Genomic DNA, 18,805 nt, shown 5'->3' with positions numbered 1-18,805 from the left:
CTTTTCGCTGCCGCTGACGATCTTCGAGGTGGGTGAGGGGCAATCCCTGCCTTACGCCAACCTCGATGCGTTCGAACACCTGCCGCACATGAATGGATTCAGGATGCGCCCATGACCTTGCAAGAACTGATGTCTACCTGCCTGGACGGGCAGGATGCCGTAGCGCTGGCCAAGGCGCAGACGGCTCATTGGGAAGCGTGGCTTGCACCGATCAGCCCAGCATCGGTCGTGGGGCAGGACCCCGGCTATGACGACGACTTCCAGCTTATGCGCGAGGAGGTCAACAAGCTGTCCGGGGCGAATGTCGAGCGGGTGATGCGATTGGCCGAGCAACTGCTGAAGCAGCGCTGCAAGGATCTGCGGATCGCCACCTATTACCTCTGGGCGCGTACGCAACGTGATGGTGAGGCGGGGCTCGCCGATGGCCTGGAACTGCTGGCGGCGCTACTCGAACGCTTCGCCGGCCAGGTGCTGCCGGTGCGTCCGAACAGCCGGCGCATGGCGCTGGAGTGGGTGGCCAGCGGCAAGGTGCTGGACAGCCTGTCGCTGTTCCCCGAGGTGGTCAAAGCCGAGGCGCAGCGCACCGTTGCCGCGTTGGCCTGGCTGGAACAGATCGTTGCGGCGTGGCCGGAAGCTGAGCGGCCGGAGTTGGGATCGCTGTATGCGGCCCTGGGCGCGCGCCTCACCCAATCGGGCGGCGTCAACGCCTTGGTCCCGCAGAACAGTGCCGCGCAGGGTGAACCCCCTTCCCACACGAAGGCGCCGGTCGTGCCGGCGATCAAGTCTGGCCGCGATCTGCTGGACAGCGGCAAGGCCCTGGCCAATTACCTGCGTGACCAACCCCAGGGCTGGCTGGCCGCCCACCGTCTGCTGACCAGCCTGCGCTGGGATACCGTGCATCAATCGCCGCCACAGGAGGCCAACGGTAATACCCGCCTGGCGCCGCCGCGCACGGAGTACCGCGCACACCTCAAGCGTCTCTACGTGCAGCAGAACTGGACCGAGTTGCTGGATCAGGTGGAGCGGATGTATGCCGAAGGGGTGAACCACTTCTGGCTGGATCTGCAGTGGTACCTCTACCAGGGCCTGAGCAAGTTGGGCGTTCCCTACGAGGGCTGGGCGGACATCATCACGTGTGACCTGAGGATGCTCCTCGAGCGCCTGCCGGGGCTCGAACAACTGTGCTGGAACGACGGCACGCCGTTCGCCGATGAGCCCACCCGCGAGTGGATCACGCAGCACGTCAGCGGCAATCAGCCGGCCACCTGGATATCCACGGCCGTCATCGCCACCTCGGCAACAGATGACATTCTGGCGCTGGAAAGCGGAGCACTGGCCCAGGCCGACAGCGATGGCGTCGAGGCCGCGCTGGCCTGGCTGGCGGCACGGCCCGACGTGAATACCGGCCGGCAGCGCTGGCTGCTGCGCCTGCTGATGGCGCGGGTGGCCGAGCAATACGGCAAGAGCGACCTGGCGATTCATCTCCTGGCCGAACTCGACAGCGTTGCCCAGCAACAACAGTTAAATGCCTGGGAGCCGGAGTTGGGGTTCGAGGTCAAGGCACGCCTGCTCAAGCTGCTGCGACAGAAAGCGCAGCGCAATGACGTAGACAAGGCGAGCCTGGCGCAACGCATGGATGGCTTGTTGTCTGCCCTGGTGGCCGTCGATCCGGTTCGCGCTGCCGTGCTGTGTGGTTAAGCGACTTTTACTTTTTGGGGAATTCAGTGGTGAGCATGGACAATCTGACGCTGCGCTATTTCGATGCAGAAATGCGCTACCTGCGTGAGGCGGGCAAGGAGTTTGCCGAGGCGTTCCCGGATCGGGCGGCGCAACTCAACCTGGATAAGGCCGGTGCGCGCGATCCTTACGTGGAGCGGCTGTTCGAAGGCTTCGCCTTCCTCATGGGACGCCTGCGCGAGAAGCTCGACGACGACCTGCCGGAGCTGACCGAAGGCCTGGTCAGCCTGCTGTGGCCGCACTATCTGCGCACCATCCCCTCGCTGTCGGTGGTCGAACTGGTGCCAGACATTCGCGAGATGAAACGCTGCGAAACCATTCCCAGAGGCTTCGAGGTCCTGTCGCAGCCGGTCGGGCCCAAACGGACACGCTGCCGCTATACCACCACCCAGGACGTGACGCTGAACCCGATGACCATCGAGTCGGTGCGCGTGACCAGCGAGCCGGACGGGCGCTCGGTCTTGCGCCTGCGCTTCGCCTGTAGCCACCTGGCGGACTGGTCGTTGAACGACCTCAGCCGCCTGCCGTTGTACCTCAATGCCGATGGTCCGCTGGCCTGTGCGCTGCATCGCGCCCTGACGCTCAACGCCCAGGCACTCTACGTGCGGGTACCGGGCCAGGCCGACCGCGTGCAGCTCGATGGCCATTTCTCGCCCAGGGGCTTTGGTGATGATGACCGGCTGTGGCCCAAGGGCGACAGTGCCTTCAGCGGTTACCAGTTACTGCTGGAGTACTTCACCTTCCGCGAGAAATTCATGTTCGTCACGCTCTGCGGTCTTGAACAGATGCCCGTTGTGTCGGAGCTGTCAGGCTTCGAGTTGGACGTGGTGCTGAGTGAGCAGTGGCCGCATGAGTTCGTGGTGACGGCCGAACATGTTCGACTCCACGCGGTGCCGGTGATCAACCTGTTCGTTCTGGAATCCGACCCTCTGACGCTGATGCCCCTGCAGACCGATTATCTGTTGCGGCCGATGCGTCTGCAGGATGGCCACACCGAGATCTATTCGGTGGACAGCGTTTCGTCCTCCAGGCACTCGACCCAGCGCGACTACGTACCCTTCACCAGTTTCCGCCACAAGGGCGGCATGCTGCGCGATGAAGCGCCGGAGCGTTACTTCCATACGCGGATGAAACGCGGTGCCAATGGCATGCACGACACCTGGCTGATACTCGGCGGTGAAGGATTCGATGCCGATCGCCTGAGCGAGACCGAAAGCCTGTCCCTGCGTCTGACCGGCACCAACGGCCAACTCCCGCGCAAGGCGTTGCAAAGCACCTTGCTGGACTCACTGGTGAAGTCGCCGCTGGCCGGTCTGAAGGTGCGCAACCTCTGTGCGCCGACGCTGCCGTGCTACCCGCCCAACCAGGACCGATTCCACTGGCGGGTATTGAGCCACCTGGGCTCGAACTTCCTGCCCATGCTGGACAACGCCGAAGTGCTGCGCGGCACTCTGGCGCTCTATGACTGGACTCACAGCGAACTGAATCGCCGGCGCCTGGCGGCCATCGTCGAGGTGCGCCATCACCTGATCCAGCGCTTCGAAAAGGGCTTCCTGCTGCGCGGCGTGGACATCGAGGTAACGCTGGACGCCAACGGCTTCAGCGGCGAAGGCGACATCAGCCTGTTCGGCGAGATGCTCAATCGCTTCTTCGCCCTGTATGCCGATATCCATCTGTTCAACCAGCTCACGCTGATCCTGCAACCCACCGGAAAGTGCCTGCGATGGAACGAGAACCACAGTCAGCGTATTCCAGGCTGAAGGCCAGTGGCCTGCTGGAGGCCGTGGCGGGGCGCATTGCCGAAGCCAATGTGTACCGCTTCTGCCAGTTGCTTGAAGCGGCGGCGCCGGACAATCCACCGCTGGGCACGACGACTCGCCCCCATGACGATGCTGTACGCTTTCGTCCGCATCCCGGCATGGGGTTTCCCGCTGGCGAGCTGAAGGCCATCGAGTACGACCAGGAGCACCCAGAACGTCCTCCGACGGTGCGCACGCGCTTGCTTGGTCTGTACGGTGTCGACTCGCCACTGCCGACGGCCTACCTGGACGACATCGCCCAGCGTCGCGAGGGGCATGAGGCACTGGAGGCCTTCCTCGACATCTTCAACCACCGCATCTTCACCCAGTTCTACCGAATCTGGCGCAAGTACTCCTACCCGGCCACCTTCGAGGCGGGCGGGACTGACAAGACCTCGCAGTGCCTGCTGGGCCTGATCGGCCTGGGCATCCCAGGTACGGCGAACCATGTCGCCACGCCGGTCTCGCGCTTCCTGGCCCTGCTCAGCGTGATGCGCCTGCCGACACGAAATGCCGAGGGCATCGGTGCCCTGGTGAAGTTGTTGGCACCGAACACCCAGGTACGGGTAACGCCGCACTGGCCACGCAAGGTGCCACTGGCTCAACCGACCCGTCTGTCGCGAGAAAACCCGGTCAGCCTCTCTCAGGGCACCCCATTGGGAGCCATGGGCGCGGATGCCAACAGCCAGGTGCGGCTGGAGCTGATCACCGAGGACCTCACCGAAGCCCAGGGGTGGTTGCCAGGGCGACAACTGCACGCCGATCTGTTGGTGCTTCTGCGGGTGTACCTGGGCTGGCGTTGCACCGCCAAGCTTGTGCTCACCTTGCCGGTGAAATGCCTGCCCAAACCGGTGCTGGGCGGCCTGCCGGTATGGCTGGGGCTGACCGGATTGCTGGGCCTGGATCCTGAACATCCAGATCATGCTGATCAGCCAGGCATCACCATCAACCTCGGCCGCTATCAGGGATTGACCGACAACACGAAAACCAGGGAGACACAGCATGTCGCGTATCGAATTTAAGACGCCACTGGCCGTCGTGGCACTTGCCTGCATGCTTGGCGGCTGCGGGCTGACGCAGCGCGCTGTGGAGGGAGGCAGCACTGTTGCGCAGGGCATTTTCTACAAGCAGGTCAAAGTCCTGCATCTGGACCTGAACGCTCGGGCGGCACTCAATACCGACAGCACCGACATGTCCGGTCTGTCGGTTTCGACGCTGGTGCGGGTTTATCAACTGAAGGCGCGCAAGTCCCTCGACTCGGCGGACTACCAGAGTTTGCTCGACGAGGGCGATCGCGTCCTGGGTGCAGACCTGCTGGATTCGCAGCGGCTGCTGGTGAAGCCCGATGAGGGGGCACAACTGAACGTGCCACTGTCTCCAGATGCGCAGTACGTTGCCGTGGTCGCACTGTTCCGCTCGCCAGAGATGCGCAAGGACACCTGGCGCGTCGTGCTGGCTCGCGAGGATCTGGAGCCGGACCAGCCTCGGGTGATCGAATTGGGCGACAACGCGCTGAGCCTGGTGCCACTGCCGAAAAAGGATTCCTGGTGGTGAGTGAACAGAATCCGTCGCTTTACGAACTGCTGCTGCAGAACTTCACCGGCGAGCTCGATCTGCATCGCGTGCGGGAGGAGGACCAGGTCTTGCTGTCGGTGCTGGATAACCTGCAGCGCACCCTCAACTGCCTTGCCGGCACCCTCAGCCATCTGCCGGACTATGGATTGCCGGACATGAGCCAGATCCTGCACGGGATGCCCGGTAGCGCCCACGGGCTGATGGGCACCATGACCAAGATGCTGCTCAAGTACGAGCCACGCCTGGCCAGGGTCGATATCGAATTGCTCCCGCAAGTCCTTCCCGGCCATCTGGAATATACCGTTGCAGTGGAGCTGCACGACGGCATGTGCGCGACCTTCGGTGCCACGCTTGCCCCTGAGGGCAGGGTGCTGATGCGTCACCTGAAACAACGCGAGTACCTGGCACCGTGATGACAGGAACGTTGCTCATGAAAGGGGGCGCAGGTCCATGCTGACAGAGGAAAACCTGCGCCTTGGCGGTGATCCCGGCCAACGTGCCGCATTCATCACGCTGAGCGGGGAGCTTGCCAAGCTGAATCATCCTGCATGCCCCGATATGGATTGGGCACGTGTGCAGCAACTGACCATCGAGCTGTTTCGCGAGAACGGAGTGGAGCTGCAATCGGCCGCTGCCTTCGCTCTGGCTCATTCGCACCTGCACGGGCTCGCCGGCATGGGCGATGCGCTGTGTTTGCTCAATCGGCTGCTCGCCCAGGGCTGGGAGCGCCTGTGGCCCCCCGCACTCCCGGCTCGCCTGGAGATACTGGCCTGGCTATTCACCCAACTGCAGCCGCTCTTTCGACAACAGGAACTGACCCGTGCCCAGTTACCGGAACTCAGCCGGCTTGATGATGAGTTGCGTCAGCTGAGTGAACGACTGCAGATGCAGGTTCAGATGCCGCTGGTGCCTTTGCAGGCCTTGTGCAAACAGTTGCACGGTGCGTTACAGCGATTGACAAGTGATGTCACAGAGGGAGCGCCACCCCTTGCAGCGCAGGCAGATGAGACAGTGGCCGTCACGCGCCAGCCTGTGGGCGCGTGTTCAAGAGCAAGCGCTGCGCCGGCCTTTATCGTGCTCAAGCTGGATGCCACGGAGCCTGGCGCCGAACCCGTTGCACAGCGGGCGCTGAGGTCGTTATGGCTTTGGCTACTCGTGCTGATGATCCTGCTGGCCGGGCTGTTCGGCTGGTGGGTAAAAGGGAGCACGAGCGCCCAAACAGAGTGGCTGTCGCCTGCGGTGTTTTCAGCGACGGCGCCTGCGCAGCAAGCAAAAAATCTCACGCACCTCGACAGTCGGGTGCTGTTTGCGCCGGGCCGCGCCGAACTCAAACCCGAGTCGACCAAAGTCCTGGTCAACAGCCTGATCGACATCAAGGCGCAACCGGGCTGGTTGATTGTCATCACTGGGCACAGCGATACCTCGGGCGATCCAGAGCGCAACCGCGTGTTGTCACGGCAGAGGGCCGAGGCCGTGAAGCAGTGGATGCAAAGCGTGGGCGACATCCCCGACAGCTGTTTTGTCACCCAGGGCAAAGGCGCTGAACAGCCGATTGCGGATAACCAAACCGAGAGTGGACGCCGCAGCAATCGGCGTGTCGACATTCAACTGGTACCGTCGGTGGGAGCCTGTACCTCGCCAATGCATTAAGCCGATCATTCTCAATTCGTGACCTGCAGCCGCGCGCCGATCAGTGAAGGTTGAGCTGCTGGTCGGCGGCTCACTGCACGCCCAGGCGAACTGAGCATCCAGACCGCTGTCGACCTGGCCGCAGTTGGCGGGCTGGAACAGTTTTCCCGTCCCTGATTCGCCTGCAGCAAGGCCGAGGTGCTGCAGCCCGATCCCTGCGAGCGCGGCGAGTACGCCGACGATCCTTGCGCACCGGCCAGCTGCAAGGCGCCCGCCTGATCATGGCGGTGCTCGATGCGGTGAACGTGAAAGGGGGCAGGGTAATCCTGCGGCCGAGCTTAGTAGCGCCGACGCCAGGGTGAGGGATGAAGCCGGAGAGGACGAGACGGAGCTTTACGACGGATGTCGATGCTCTCCGGTCTGTGGGCGGGTAACATGGGGCGCCGTTCGTCGGTTGATTGGCGGGTGAAGTTCGGCAAATCCAGGCGGTATACAGCGTCGGAAAAGCGGGTGCCGTTAGACGGTTTTCTTTGTTAGTGGCCTTTAAAATCAATACGTTATGACTCAAAGAAAAATCGTCCACATCGACTGCGACTGCTTTTACGCCGCCATCGAGATGCGTGACGACCCGAGCCTGGCCGGTCGTCCGCTGGCTGTTGGCGGTTCGGCCGAGCGGCGTGGGGTCATTGCCACCTGCAACTACGAGGCGCGTGCCTATGGTGTGCGTTCGGCGATGTCGTCGCGGCATGCGCTGAAGTTGTGCCCGGACCTTCTGATCGTCAAACCGCGCTTCGAGGTGTACCGCTCGGTCTCTCGTGACATTCACGGCATCTTTCGTCAGTTCACCGACCTGATCGAGCCGCTGTCGTTGGACGAGGCCTATCTGGATGTCAGCGACTCGCCGCATTTCGCTGGTAGCGCCACGCGCATCGCCCAGGAAATTCGTCGCCGCGTGGCGCAGGAGCTGCACATCACCGTGTCGGCAGGCGTCGCGCCGAACAAGTTTCTGGCCAAGATCGCCAGCGACTGGCGCAAACCGAACGGTTTGTTCGTCATTACCCCGGATCAGGTCGATGCTTTCGTGGCTGATTTGCCGGTGAACAAGCTGCATGGTGTCGGCAAGGTCACGGCTGACAAGCTGACGCGCTTAGGGATTCGTACCTGTCTGGATCTGCGGGACTGGAACAAGCTGGCGCTGGTGCGCGAATTCGGCAGTTTTGGCGAGCGCCTGTGGCGCCTGGCCCACGGCATCGACGAACGTGCCGTGCAGGTGGACAGCCGCCGCCAGTCACTGAGCGTGGAGAACACCTACGATCAGGATCTGCCGGATCTGCAGAGCTGTCTGGAGAAACTGCCGGCGCTGCTCGAGGAGATGAACGGCCGCCTGCAGCGTCTGGACGCCAGCTATCGACCGGACAAGCCTTTCGTCAAAGTGAAGTTTCATGATTTCACCCAGACCACCCTGGAGCAGGCGGGTGCCAGTCGGGATCTGGAAAGCTACCGGCTATTGCTGAGCAACGCTTTCGCCCGTGGCGACAAGCCGGTGCGGCTGCTCGGTGTGGGCGTCAGGCTGCATGATCTGCGCGGCCGGCAGGAGCAGTTGGAGCTGTTCGCGTAGCTGCAGTTGTGGGAGGGGCTTTAGCCGCGAGCATCGATAAAGACGTCGCCGCTCAAGCGCCTCCCACAGCGTATCCACGCGGCTCGATCATTGCGGCCAGAGGCGAATCGGCTTGCCGCTGGCCGGCCACAGCTGCAACTGGCCGATGTCGTTGAAGTCCCAGCGCTGCACTTCAGTCAAGGCCGCGAGGAAGCGCTGCTCCTGCTCCATCAACGAGGGTGCGCACATCTTGCGGGTGCTGCCCGGGGTTTCGAAACGGACGGCGTCATCTTTCAGCGTGTAGCCGGCGAACCAGTGGTTGCAGCCAGCATGCCCGTGAGCGCGACCGTCAGCGGCCAAGGTGATGGTCAGGTGGCTGCGGTCGATCAGTGGGCGTTCGCCGATCCATTCCACCTGGTAGCTGCGTTCGGTTTCCAGCTGCGGGGCGTCGCTGGCGCAGCCGACCAGTGTGGCGGCGAGCAAGGCGAGGGGCAGGGTGCGGTACATGGTGTCAGGCCTCCTGGCAGGTGCGGCATAGGTGACGGCCAGCGTCGTTGCGCCAGCCCAGTTCGGCGATGCGGGCCTCGGCGGCCGGAGCATGTGCGGCCTTGCCGAGCGCGGCATCGACGGCGAATTCGAAATCCAGCTGCTTGCCGCAGCTGTCGCAGTTCACTTGCCAGTTGTGAATGGCCAGCTCTTTGAACTGCGGGCCCTTGCACACGGCCAGCCATTGACCGGGCGGATTGATCAGGTGACGAACCTTCTCCACGTCAAGGCGCATGTGCAGGTCGCGGCTGCCCTTGAGGGTGACCAGCAGCACGTCGTTGGCCTTGATCGAGCCACCGTTACCGGTGACCTGGTAGCGACCCGGTGCCAGTGCGCGGCACTCGGTGAGGGTGTGTTGCGGGTTGAGCAGGGAATAACGGAAATCGTGTTCGGCCATGGGTCCTCCAGATCAGCCGGCATGCTATCACGCGCCGGCCTTGACCTCATTGATTGGCCGGCCGGCGAGCCAGGCGGCGATGTTGTCCAGGGTGGTGCGGGCGATGGCGTCGAGCGCTTCGTGGGTGAGAAAGGCCTGGTGCGCGGTGACGATGACGTTGGGAAAACTCAGCAGGCGCGCCAGGGTATCGTCCTGCAAGGGCAGGTCGGAGTGATCCTCGAAGAACAGCTCCGACTCCTCCTCGTAGACATCCAGACCCAGGTAGCCGAGCTGGCCGCTTTTCAGCGCCTTGATCAGTGCCGGTGCGTCGACCAGTGCGCCGCGACCGGTGTTGATCAGCATCGCGCCACGTTTCATCTGAGCCAGACGCGCAGCGTCTATCAGGTGGTAGCTGTCGTCGGTCAGCGGGCAGTGCAGGCTGAGGATGTCGCTGCTGGCGATCACTTCTTCGAGAGCTGCCTGGCGTGCACCGAGGTCACCGAGCCCGGTCAGCGGGAATGGATCGTAGATCAGTACCTGGCAACCGAAGCCATGCATGATGCGGGCGAATACCTGGCCGATCTTGCCACCGCCAACCACGCCGACGGTCTTGCCGTGCAAGTCGAAGCCGGTCAGGCCATGCAGGGAAAAGTCCCCCTCGCGGGTGCGGTTGAACGCGCGGTGGATGCGCCTGTTCAGCGCCAGCACCAGGGCCACGGCATGTTCGGCCACGGCATGTGGTGAATAGGCCGGTACGCGCACCACTGGCAGACCGAGGCGCTGCGCGGCTATCAGGTCGACATGGTTGTAGCCGGCCGAGCGCAAGGCGATCAGGCGTGTACCGCCAGCGGCCAACTGTTCAAGTACCGGCGCTGACAGGTCGTCGTTGATGAAGGCGCAGACCACTTCGCTGCGTTTGGCCAGGGCCACGCTGTCGTGGGTCAGGCGTGCTTCATGAAACTGCAGGTGCCAATCGGGCGAGCCGTTTGCGGCCATGAAGGACTCACGGTCGTAGGTCTTGCTGCTGAACAGGCAGATACGCATGGCAGTTCCTCAGGCGCTTTGTGCCGCCGCTTCGGTCAGGCGCGCGATTGCGGCGTCCAGTTCGTCCAGGGCGCGCTGGGCCTCGGGGTCGTCCTGTTTGAGCAACGTCTCGCTGCGTTGGCAGGCCATGCGCAGCTGCGGCACCCCGCAGTAGCGCGTGGCGCCGTGCAGGCGATGGACCCGCTCGATCAGTGTGGTGCGCTCGCCGGCATCACGTGCCTGGCGAATGGCCTGGCGGTCACCGGGCAGACCGGCCAGCAGCATGCTCAGCATGTCCGCCGCCAGATCGGCTTTGCCTGCAGCCAGGCGCAGGCCTTCTTCGGCGTCGAGTACCTTGGGCTGCGACTGCGGCGCAGCAGACGGTGCAATCCTCTGATTGGGCTGGTTGCGCAGATTCAGCCCCGTCCACTTGAGCACCACCTGGGCCAGTTGGCGTTCGTTGATCGGCTTGGTCAGGTAGTCGTCCATGCCGCTTTGCAGCAGGGCGCGCTTCTCGTTGGCCAGGGCGTGAGCGGTGAGGGCGATGATTGGCGTGGCGCTACGACCCTGCTCGCTTTCCCACTGGCGAATCGCTTCGGTGGCTTCGCGGCCATCCATGCCGGGCATCTGCACGTCCATGAACACCAGATCGAAGCTGTCGCGCTGTATCGCTTCTATCGCCGCGTAGCCGCTGTCCACGGCGGTGACCTGAGCGCCGAGGTCATCGAGCAGGGTTTGCACCAGCAGCAGGTTGGCCGGGTTGTCGTCGGCGCAGAGGATTTGCGGGCGACGCGTGTTGCTGATGGTCAGCGACTCGCTGGCCGGGCGTTGCGGGCTGACCAGTTCCACCAGCGCCTTGTACAGCTTGCGTGTGCAGGGTGGTTTGGCCTGGAGTTGCGCGTAGGCATCGGGCAGCGAGTCGTGAAACAGTCCCAGTTCGGTGGTCGGGCACAGCACCAGGGCCTTGCAGCCGAGCCGCTCGAGTTCCTGGATGCGTTGGCCGAGGGTATCGGGCGGTAGCTGGCTGGCGGTGATGCCAAGAACAGCCAGGCTCAGCGGTTGTTCGTGGTTCTGCCGCTGCTTCACTGCATCGAAGAGTTGGTCGGGGTCGGCGAAGCTTTCCACCTCCAGGCCGCAGTCTTCGAGTTGATGGGTCAGCGCCTGGCGTGCCAGCTCGTGGCTTTCCAGCACGGCCACGCGGCGGCCCTGGAAGACGGCACGTGGCAGGTCTTCGGCGTCGTCGCGGGCCTTGGGCAGGGTCAGGGTGACCCAGAATTCGGAGCCTTCGCCCGGCGTGCTGTCGACGCCGATCTCGCCGCCCATCTGCTCGATCAGGCGCTTGGAGATCACCAGGCCGAGGCCGGTGCCACCGGCCTGGCGGCTGAGCGAGTTATCGGCCTGGCTGAAGGCCTGGAACAGCGCACGCAGGTCCTCATCCGACAGGCCGATGCCGGTATCCATTACGCTGATGCGCAACTGCGCGCTATCGGGACTTTCGTCCTCGACCATGGCGCGCATGACGATGGTGCCTTCGCGGGTGAACTTGATCGCATTGCTGACCAGGTTGGTCAGGACCTGCTTCAGGCGCAACGGATCACCGCGCAGGGCCAGGGGGGTGTCGCGGTAGATCAGGCTGACCAGTTCCAGCTCTTTCTCGTGGGCAGCCGGTGCGAGGATGGTCAGGGTGTCCTGCAGCAGATCGCGCAGGTTGAAGGGGATGGATTCGAGCATCAGCTTGCCGGCTTCGATCTTGGAGAAGTCGAGCACCTCGTTGATGATGCCGAGCAGGCTGTCGGCGGACTTTTCGATGGTCGACAGGTAATCCTGCTGGCGCGGGCTGAGCTCGCTCTTCTGCAGCAGGTTGGTGAAGCCCAGGATGCCGTTGAGCGGCGTGCGGATCTCGTGGCTCATGTTGGCCAGGAACTCGGACTTGATGCGGCTGGCTTCCAGGGCCTCCTTGCGCGCGAAGTCCAGCTCGATGTTCTGGATCTCGATGGTCTCGAGGTTCTGCCGCACGTCCTCGGTCGCTTGCTCGATGCTGTGCTGGAGTTCTTCCTGTGCGTTCTGCAGGGCTTCGGCCATGCGGTTGATACCGGCGGCCAGCTCGTCCATCTCATGACTGCCCAGCGGTGGTAGACGGGTTTCCAGGTGGCCGTCCTTGAGCTGGGCGACACCGGCCTTGATCTGGCGCAGTGGCTCGTTGATGCTGCGGCCCATGCGCAGGGCGAGCAGGGCGGTGACGGCAAGGCCACCGGCGATCAGCAGCAGGCTGGCGAACAGGCTGCGGTAGCCGCTGAGCAAGGTGCCCTGATGCGAAAGCTCCAGTTCGACCCAGCCGAGCAGTTCCAGCTGGCGGTCCTCGGCGAAGTCGTCGTTGAGCACCAGGTGCTGGTCGTAGACCGGTAGCAGAAAACGCGTGGCGTCCTGACCGCTGAGCAGGCTGACGCCTGCCTGAGCGCCGGGCGATGGGTTGAGCATGCTGGGCCCGGCGTGTGCCAACGACGTGCGTTCAGGGGTAAGGAAACCCACCGCGCGCACATCCGGATGCTCCAGTGCCTGCTGAGCGATGCGCTCGAGTTTATTCAGGGCGTTCTGTTCCAGCGCGGGGGCCGCCAGGGGCGCCAGGTGTTCGATCAGCATCTCACCGCGCTGCAGCAACTGCGTCTGCAAACCGGACAGCTGCACCCAGGTGAAATAGCCACCCAGCACCAGCGCCAGCAGGCTGGTGGGGAACAGGGTGAGCAGCAGCACACGGCCTTTGATGCCTAGATCCTTGAACACGACGTTCCTCCTGAGTGACGTTCCGGCAGTGTAGCGATTCAGCGCGCCGGAATCTGTAGGTGAGCGATTGTCGTTTAGTAGGTAGAATTGTTCTCATTCTGCCTTGTCGGTTTCTCTCCATGAATGTCAGCCCCGCTTCTCCAACCCGAATCCTCGCTGTCGAGGACGACCCGCTGCTTGCCAGTCACCTGCAATCTCACCTGATGGCCCGTGGTTTCGACGTGACCCTCAGCCATGACGGCAGCGATGGGTTGCGCTTGGCTGAGAACGAGGATTTCGATCTGATCCTGATGGATATCCTGCTGCCCGGCACCAATGGCCTGGTGGCGCTGCAGCAATTGCGTCAGCGCCGCAGTGTGCCGGTTCTACTGATGTCTGCCTTGGGCGATGAACAGAACCGCATCGCCGGTTTCAGTCAGGGCGCCGACGACTATCTGCCCAAGCCCTTCAGTCTCGGCGAACTGAGCGTTCGCGTGGATGCGATCCTGCGGCGTGTCGCCTATGAGCGCCGCGAGCCGCAGTCGAGTGCAGAGGGCAACGGTTTGCAGTTCGACGAGGGACGCAGCGATGTGGCCTTCCGTGGTGACTGGGTCGGCCTGACGCCCAGCGAATTCCGGGTGCTGGAGCTGCTCTGGCGACACAAGGACGAGGCCTTGAGCAAGCCCTTCCTTTATCAGCAGGCGCTGCGCCGTGCCTACGCCCAGCACGACCGGAGCCTGGACATGCACGTCAGCCATATCCGTCGTAAATTGCAGGCCGTCGGTTACGAGGCGACGCGTGTCGATACCGTCTGGGGCAAGGGCTACATCCTGACGCAGGCTGGGGCATGAACCTGCCGGGGCGACATTCGCTGCTCTGGCGGCTGGCCGGAGCGCTTGCACTGTTTTGCCTGTTGCTGGTCAGTCTGCATGTGGATGTTGGCCGCGTGCTGATCGATGCCACGTCCTACTTGCCCGAGTCCACCCGGCAGACGCTCAAAGGCTATGCCCGGGAGGCGGAAGCAGCGTGGCGTGAGGAGGGCGCAGCAGGTGTCGATGCCTTTGTGCAGCGGCTGCAGGAGCGTGAGCAGGTCTGGGCCGTGGTGGTCGACCAGCACAAGGACTCGCTGTCCTCGCAAGCCTTGACGGCCGAACAGGCGCAACGCCTCGATTTCGTGCGCAGGCTTGAGTTCCCGGTAGGGCGGCCAGGCGGCACGCCGACCTTTTACATTCCTTTCAGCGACGGCAATGCCCGGCTGGTCATGGAGTTGCCGCAGCGGTTGAACCCGCGCAAGTACAACGAGCTATGGGAGTTGCTGCTGCAGCGCGTGCTGCCGGCCGTGCTGGCTGTGGTCGTAGCCGTTCTGCTGTATCGCCTGCTGATCGCTCCGCTGGCGATCCTCAGGCGTCAGGCCGCGGCACTCAGTGCAGGCGACCTGTCTGCCCGGCTCGGGCCGCAGGTGACGCAGCGCAAGGATGAGCTGGGAGAGCTGGCACGAACCTTCGACCATATGGCCGAGCGCCTGCAGGGCACCGTGGCGTTCCAGCGCCAGCTGCTGCGCGACCTGTCCCATGAACTGCGTACGCCGCTGGCCCGCTTGCGTGTGGCGGGGGAGAGCGAGCAGGACCTCGAGGCCCTGCGTCAACGCCTGGTGCGTGAAGTCGAGGAGATGGAAAAACTGGTCGGCGATGCCTTGGAACTGGTCTGGCTGGACACCGAACGGCCCAGCTTGCCGCTGGAAGAGGTGGACATCGGCAGGCTCTGGGATGTGCTGCGCGAGAACGCCGGCTTCGAGACCGGCTGGCCCATCGAGCGCATGCCCTGCGAGCTGCCGGCCGATTGCCGGGTGCTGGGCAACCTCAACGGCCTGGCGCAGGCGCTGGAGAACATCCTGCGCAATGCCATTCGCCACTCGCCTGAAGGCGCAGTGGTGCGCCTGGCCGGACAGCGCGATGGTGGGCAATGGCTGTTGTGGATCGAGGACCAGGGGGCCGGTGTCGCCGAGAGCGAGCTTGAGACCATCTTCCGTCCTTTCACCCGCCTTAGTGCGGCCCGTCCGGGGGGTGACGGCTTCGGCCTGGGGCTGGCCATCGCGCGCAGCATGATCGCGACTCAGGGCGGGCACCTGTGGGCGGAAAATGCCAGGCCTGGGCTGCGTCTGAAACTGCGGCTGCAAAGTGTATAGTTCGTAAATTAGATTTACTCTCAAATGTAAATTCTTACTATTTGCGCCTGACCCGACAGGGCCGGCAAGTAGTAGCGCTTCTTTTTCTTCCTAGTGCTCGCTCTCGATGGCGTGTTGTCCATCCGAGGCTTTGCCACGGCCCTTTCTAGTTGTCTCGGCCATCACATGCCGGCTGCTCGCGCTGATCACGGCGGAGCATGCCGCCGATGTTCCGAGATGGGTCAGCCAGCGAAGCCTAAGTCCGGGGGCGTGCAGGGTTCGAGTTCCTGTGCAGGACGGCCGCTGGAAACAAGCCGACAACTCGATTTACCTTGATCACTGGGAGCAATCCACATGTCACTCAACCAGCGACGTCTCGCTGCATCGTCTCGGCCTCTATTCAACAAAACCCTGCTGGCTGTCACGCTGGCCTCGCTGGCCTGTTCGGCGGGTGCCGACGAGAAGACCGAGCAACTGGAGCTTGGGGCGGTCGTGGTCACCGCCACAGGGTTCGAGCAAAGCGTCAAGGATGCTCCCGCCGCCATCACGGTCATCTCCGCAGAAGAACTGAAGAAACGCTCCTATACCGATATCACCGACGCGCTGAAGAACGTGGCCGGGGTGCAGATTGCCGGTGGCGGCGTGGAGCGCTCGATCCAGATCCGTGGCATGACCTCGGGCTATACGCTGTTTCTGATCGATGGGCGGCCGATGCAGGGCAACGACTCCTTCGGCCTCAACGGTACGCAGAACGGTACGCCGATCAATTTTCTGCCACCCATCGAGGCGATCGAGCGCATCGAAGTCATTCGTGGCCCGGCTTCGTCCTTGTATGGCTCCGATGCCATGGGCGGGGTGATCAACATCATCACCAAGAAAATCCGCAACGAGTTCGCCGGTAGCATCACCACCGAGTACAGCCTGGCCGATAGCGCCAACAAGGTGAACGAGGACGGTTATCAGACCAGCGCCTATCTGAATGCGCCGCTGATCGAGGATGTGCTGGCCCTGCAGGTCAACGGTTCCTTCCTGCACCAGGACGAAAGCCATTTCCTCGGCAGTGACGACAGTGCGGCCTCCGACCCCAGATATAGAAGAAGCAACCTGGGCGGCAAGCTGGGCTGGAACATCGACGAGCAGAACCTGGTCACCTTCAACTACAACGAGGCGCTGCAACGCCGTTGGGCCAATCCGGGCAAGAGCATCGACGTGGCCGACGAGCCGAGCTACAACGAGTCGATCCTCAAGACCTACGCCATTACTCATGAAGGGCGTTACGACAACCTGCTGCTGGACACCTACGTCAACTACGACACCTCGGAGAACCCGACCCGTGTCAACGCCAATACCGGCAATGGCATCGAGTACAACGTGCTGACGGCCAACACCCAGGCGACCTATTTTCTCGGCTCCCATGCGCTGACAGGTGGCCTGACTCACAAGTACGAAGAGCTCAAGGACGGTGCCAGCAGCGGCCTGCGTCCGCCGGTCGTGCCGGTTGCCGATGCCGTAGTGGAGATGGAGCGCTACCAGAACTCGATCTTCCTGGAAGACAACTGGAGCCTGACCGACGACCTGTCGCTGACCTTGAGTGCCCGCTACGACGACAACGAGGCGTTCGGCAGCGAAGTCAGTCCCAAGGTCTATGCCGTCTATCACCTGACCGAGAACTTCACCCTCAAGGGCGGCGTGACCTCCGGTTACAAGGCGCCCAGCCTGCGCCAGGCCGCAACCGATTTTGGCTCCAGCTCAAGGGGCGGCGTAATCATCGGTAACCCCGAACTGACGCCGGAGACCAGCCTCAACCGCGAGATCGGCATCGGCTACGAAAACTTCGATCTGGGCCTCAGCACGACCCTGACGGTCTATCAGACCGACTACAAGGACAAGATCAACCGCACTGGCCGCGTCTGCCAGCCGAACGTGCCCTGCGTATACAACGGCACCACCTATCCGGCGCACCCGTATGGCTACACCGCCTACGAGAACGTGGACGAGGCAGAGTTGCAGGGCGTGGAGTTCACCCTCGATTACCAGCTGCTCGATAACCTGATGTACCGCCACAGCTACACCTACACCAGCACGGAGCAGAAGACCGGCCAGTACAAGGGCGAGCCGCTCAACGACATGGCCAAGCACATGCTCAACGTGTCATTGGACTGGCAGGCCACGGAGAAATTGAACCTCTGGACCCAGCTCAACTACCGGGGCGAGACATCCGGTCGTTGGCAGACCGGTACCAGCGGCGCGTCCAGCAACGGCGTGACCTACCCGTCCTATACCTTCGCCGACATCGGTCTGGTGTACAGGCCGACCAGGGACCTCAGCCTGAAGTTCGGCGTGTACAACGTCACCAACAAGGAAGTCACCACCGAGGATGACTATGCCTACAACCTCGATGGCAGGCGATACGTGTTCGGCCTGACTCAGAACTTCTGACCCGCAGTGCATCGCCCAGGCCGCCCAGGAGCCTCTCCGGGTGGCCCTTGCCGCCAGCTCCTGGCGCGCTGCCACGGCATTGCACCGAACATGACGGACACTCAAAAAGCGAGGAAAGAGATATGACGCTGTTCAAGCGTACCCTGACGAACCTGCTGTACCTTGGCGCGCTGATGTGCGCCGTGTCGACCGCCCAGGCCGCCTACCCGCTGGCCATCGAACATGGCCAGGGCAAGCTGACACTGAACGAGGCGCCCAAGCGCGTCGCTGTTTTCGATCTGGGCGTGCTCGACACGCTCGACGCCCTTGGCATCGCCGCTGCTGGCGTGCCGCAGATGGCCGGGCCGGCTTACCTGAAAGCCCAATACGCAGGACGCGAGAGCGTCAAAATCGGCACCCTGTTCGAGCCGGATCAGGCGGCATTGCAACGCCTCAAGCCTGACCTGATCATCATTGGCGGTCGTTCCAGCAATCAGTTCGAGACGCTTTCGGCACTGGCGCCGACCATCGATCTGAGCATCGCTCCCGACCACTTCCTGGCGGGCGTTCAGCGCAATCTGCAGGTGTTGGGCGAAATCTTCGACAAGCAGGAGCAGGCTGCGCAACTGCAAGCGCAACTGAACAAGGAGCTGGCGGCGGTTCATGCCAAGTCGGCCGGCCTGAGTTCGCTGACGCTGTTCACCGTCAATGACGCGCTGATGCTGCACGCGCCGGGCGAGCGTTTCGGCATGCTCAACGACGTGCTGGGTACTCGCTCTGTGGTCGAATCGGTGGACCCGGCGAGCGTTGCGCAGGGGCGCCCGGCGCCGGATTCGCCCGAGGCCAGGCAACTGCGCGAGCGGCAGAGGGTGCGCCTGGAGGCAGCGTTGCAAGAACAGCCGCAGTGGCTGGTGGTCCTCGATCGTGGTGCGGCGACCGGTGGCGAGGGCAAGGCCGACGAAACCCTGGGCAAGCATGCCGCTATAGCAGCCAGCAAGGCCTGGATCGATGGCAAGGTGTTCTATCTCGAGCCGGCGACCTGGTACATCGCCACTGGTGGCTACCAGGGGCTGATGAGCACTCTGAAGGCTTTCGCTGCCGAGCAATAATAGAAGTGGCATATGGCCCGGATGCAGTCCGGGTCACGACCAGACAATCCCGGATTGCATCCGGGGCAAGGC

15 protein-coding genes are annotated in these 18,805 nt (G+C 63.2%); 11 read left to right on the top strand and 4 right to left on the bottom strand.

The window, feature by feature from the left end; genetic code table 11:
* Positions 1-111: 111 nt before the first annotated feature.
* The 7 genes from tssA to dinB all read left to right on the top strand — a co-directional run bounded on the left by tssA (position 112) and on the right by dinB (position 8,358).
* Positions 112-1,698 (top strand): type VI secretion system protein TssA, encoded by a 1,587-nt coding sequence (gene tssA / locus H3221_RS09930; RefSeq protein WP_196473932.1) that lies wholly within the window; start codon positions 112-114, stop codon positions 1,696-1,698.
* 29 nt (positions 1,699-1,727) lie between these two features.
* Complete coding sequence (gene tssF, locus H3221_RS09925) at positions 1,728-3,497, top strand: type VI secretion system baseplate subunit TssF (protein ID WP_196473933.1); 1,770 nt, start codon at positions 1,728-1,730, stop codon at positions 3,495-3,497.
* A complete protein-coding gene (gene tssG / locus H3221_RS09920) occupies positions 3,461-4,558 on the top strand; it encodes a type VI secretion system baseplate subunit TssG (protein WP_196473934.1) in 1,098 nt (365 codons plus the stop codon). Before tssF ends, tssG begins: the two co-directional genes overlap by 37 nt.
* The gene (tssJ, locus tag H3221_RS09915) at positions 4,539-5,090 is read left to right on the top strand and encodes a type VI secretion system lipoprotein TssJ (RefSeq protein ID WP_196473935.1); all 552 of its coding nucleotides are present in this window, start codon (positions 4,539-4,541) and stop codon (positions 5,088-5,090) included. Before tssG ends, tssJ begins: the two co-directional genes overlap by 20 nt.
* On the top strand, positions 5,087-5,524 hold the full coding sequence (gene tssE / locus H3221_RS09910; RefSeq protein WP_196473936.1) for a type VI secretion system baseplate subunit TssE: 438 nt from the start codon (positions 5,087-5,089) through the stop codon (positions 5,522-5,524). Before tssJ ends, tssE begins: the two co-directional genes overlap by 4 nt.
* Before the next feature lie 37 nt (positions 5,525-5,561).
* Positions 5,562-6,761: an OmpA family protein gene (locus H3221_RS09905; protein ID WP_196473937.1), complete on the top strand. Its 1,200-nt coding sequence runs from the start codon at positions 5,562-5,564 to the stop codon at positions 6,759-6,761.
* Between the two features lie 538 nt (positions 6,762-7,299).
* Positions 7,300-8,358, top strand: coding sequence for a DNA polymerase IV (gene dinB, locus H3221_RS09900; RefSeq protein WP_196473938.1), 1,059 nt, complete (start codon positions 7,300-7,302; stop codon positions 8,356-8,358).
* Between the two features lie 87 nt (positions 8,359-8,445).
* On the opposite strand, the gene H3221_RS09895 is transcribed toward dinB, so the two are convergent.
* From H3221_RS09895 to H3221_RS09880, 4 genes are read right to left on the bottom strand one after another with little or no spacing between them, the layout of a single operon-like run.
* Positions 8,446-8,844 carry an META domain-containing protein gene (locus H3221_RS09895; RefSeq protein ID WP_196473939.1) on the bottom strand — a complete coding sequence of 133 codons (399 nt, stop codon included), beginning with the start codon at positions 8,842-8,844 and terminating at the stop codon, positions 8,446-8,448.
* A gap of 4 nt (positions 8,845-8,848) precedes the next feature.
* Positions 8,849-9,280, bottom strand: a complete 432-nt coding sequence (locus H3221_RS09890) for a hypothetical protein (protein WP_160018405.1) — start codon at positions 9,278-9,280, stop codon at positions 8,849-8,851.
* A gap of 27 nt (positions 9,281-9,307) precedes the next feature.
* Positions 9,308-10,303 carry a 2-hydroxyacid dehydrogenase gene (locus tag H3221_RS09885; protein ID WP_196473940.1) on the bottom strand — a complete coding sequence of 332 codons (996 nt, stop codon included), beginning with the start codon at positions 10,301-10,303 and terminating at the stop codon, positions 9,308-9,310.
* A gap of 9 nt (positions 10,304-10,312) precedes the next feature.
* Positions 10,313-13,063 (bottom strand): response regulator, encoded by a 2,751-nt coding sequence (locus H3221_RS09880; protein ID WP_196473941.1) that lies wholly within the window; start codon positions 13,061-13,063, stop codon positions 10,313-10,315.
* A 119-nt stretch (positions 13,064-13,182) separates the two neighbouring features.
* Here H3221_RS09880 and H3221_RS09875 point away from each other — a divergent pair, with 119 nt between their 5' ends.
* From H3221_RS09875 to H3221_RS09860, 4 genes are all read left to right on the top strand, one after another.
* A complete protein-coding gene (locus tag H3221_RS09875; RefSeq protein WP_196473942.1) occupies positions 13,183-13,893 on the top strand; it encodes a response regulator transcription factor in 711 nt (236 codons plus the stop codon).
* Complete coding sequence (locus H3221_RS09870) at positions 13,890-15,227, top strand: sensor histidine kinase (RefSeq protein ID WP_196473943.1); 1,338 nt, start codon at positions 13,890-13,892, stop codon at positions 15,225-15,227. The genes H3221_RS09875 and H3221_RS09870 overlap by 4 nt, the downstream gene beginning before the upstream one ends.
* 333 nt (positions 15,228-15,560) lie before the next feature.
* On the top strand, positions 15,561-17,645 hold the full coding sequence (locus H3221_RS09865; protein ID WP_196473944.1) for a TonB-dependent receptor domain-containing protein: 2,085 nt from the start codon (positions 15,561-15,563) through the stop codon (positions 17,643-17,645).
* 122 nt (positions 17,646-17,767) lie between these two features.
* Complete coding sequence (locus H3221_RS09860) at positions 17,768-18,733, top strand: siderophore ABC transporter substrate-binding protein (protein ID WP_196473945.1); 966 nt, start codon at positions 17,768-17,770, stop codon at positions 18,731-18,733.
* Positions 18,734-18,805 lie beyond the last annotated feature (72 nt).

Source organism: Pseudomonas chaetocerotis, assembly GCF_015712105.2.
Taxonomy (GTDB): Bacteria; Pseudomonadota; Gammaproteobacteria; order Pseudomonadales; family Pseudomonadaceae; genus Aquipseudomonas; species Aquipseudomonas chaetocerotis.
Note: the sequence above shows the minus strand (reverse complement) of the source record. Positions and strands in the feature narration are given on the sequence as shown.